Origin of the sequence: Kineococcus vitellinus (assembly GCF_009906315.1) — a bacterium.
GTDB lineage: Bacteria > Actinomycetota > Actinomycetes > Actinomycetales > Kineococcaceae > Kineococcus > Kineococcus vitellinus.
Window position 1 is genome coordinate 1 of record NZ_JAAALL010000557.1, and the last position, 1,254, is coordinate 1,254.

General features: G+C 71.1%; 1 protein-coding gene. It reads right to left on the reverse strand.

The genetic code is table 11. The annotated features are described in order from the left end of the window. Nucleotides 1-274: 274 nt before the first annotated feature. A partial coding sequence (tyrS, locus tag GTQ99_RS23380) for a tyrosine--tRNA ligase (protein WP_166618037.1) occupies nt 275-1,254 on the reverse strand: 980 nt, incomplete at its 5' end.

The window sequence follows — 1,254 nt, forward strand, 5'->3', positions numbered from 1 at the left end:
GCATCAACACTTGGCACACTGTTGAGTTCTCAAGAACCGGACGCCCACCCAGCCGACCCCACCAGGGCCGAACCGAAGAGAGACAACTTCCCCACCTTAACCCGAGACCAGGCCGACAAGCAACCCAACCCCGCTCAAGGCTTCCAGCGCCACCGCTCCCAGCCAGCCCCGCGAGCCTGTCGGCCCGCCGCGCTGCCCCGTCCCGGCGACATGAAGAACAGTAGACGGCGCCCGGGGCCGCGTGCAAATCCGGCGGGCCCCGGGCACCGATCGCTTACTGCGGCAACGGAACTGCGACGGCCGCGAGCGACTTCTTGCCGCGGCGCAGGACGGCGTAGCGCCCGTGCAGCAGCTCGACGTCGGCCAGGGTCGCCTCGGGGTCGGTGACCTTGGTGTTGTTCACGTACGCGCCGCCCTCGCCGATCGTCCGGCGAGCCCCGCTGAGGCTCGGCGCCAGCCCCGTGTCGGCGAAGAGCTGGGCGAGCCGGACGTCGAGGCCCTCCGGGGCGGCCGTCGGCAGCTCCTCCAGCGCCCCGCGCAGCGTGCGCTCGTCGATGCCGGACAGGTCCGCGCCGCCGAACAGGGCCGCGGAGGCGTCCTCGACGGCGACCGCGGCCGCCTCCCCGTGCACGAAGGCGGTCACCTCGTGGGCCAGCGCCCGCTGCGCCGCGCGCGCCCGCGGCGCCTCGAGCACCTGGCGGGCCAGATCCTCGATCTCCTCGCGGCTGCGGAAGCTGAAGGCCTTGAGGTAGTCGACGACCTTGGCGTCCTCGGCGTTGAGCCAGAACTGGTAGAAGGCGTACGGAGAGGTCAGGTCCGGGTCCAGCCACACCGCCCCCGACTCCGTCTTGCCGAACTTGGTCCCGTCGGCCTTGGTGAGCAGCGGTGTGGCCAGCGCGTGGACGGTGTGCTGGTCCACCCGGCGCACCAGCTCGCAGCCGGCCGTGATGTTCCCCCACTGGTCGGAGCCGCCCAGCTGCAGCGAGCAGCCGTGCCGGCGGTGCAGCTGCAGGTAGTCGTTGGACTGCAGCAGCACGTAGCTGAACTCGGTGAAGCTGATGCCCGTGCTGGCCAGGCGCTTGCTGACCGCCTCGCGGTCGAGCATGCGGTTGACGCTGAAGTGCTTGCCGACGTCGCGCAGGAACTCGATGGTCGACATCGACTGCGTCCAGTCCAGGTTGTCGACCATCGTCGCCGCGGCGGGGCCGTCGAAGTCCAGGAAGGGGGCGATCTGGGCCTGCAGCCCGCCCACCC